General features: G+C 34.8%; 1 protein-coding gene. It reads right to left on the bottom strand.

Going from position 1 to position 247, the window contains the following annotated elements:
- A partial coding sequence (locus tag CWC11_RS23250; protein ID WP_212748125.1) for a hypothetical protein occupies positions 1 to 247 on the bottom strand: 247 nt, incomplete at both ends.

The raw sequence follows: 247 nt of genomic DNA, 5'->3' as shown, positions 1-247 counted from the left end.
TTTTAACTCTCCACTATTTTTTTGTAGAGCTTGATAAGTATTAAAATCGTCCAATGACAAATTAAAGCGCTTGAGATGATTGTTTGCAGACACGAATTTACTCATAAACGTTTCTTTAGGGCAAAATAATGAATGTGCACCTTGCCAACTAGGAGTGAGGGGCTGGGTTGAGTTTTTAACAGTTAGCGGCGCTACATTGAGTGCGATATCATTATTGATAATCTGATTTTTACATATATTTTTAGCA

The organism is Pseudoalteromonas sp. S3178, assembly GCF_005886985.1.
Classification (GTDB): Bacteria; Pseudomonadota; Gammaproteobacteria; order Enterobacterales; family Alteromonadaceae; genus Pseudoalteromonas; species Pseudoalteromonas carrageenovora.
The sequence above is the reverse complement of the archived record's forward strand: the minus strand, read 5'-3'. Positions and strand labels throughout refer to the sequence as shown.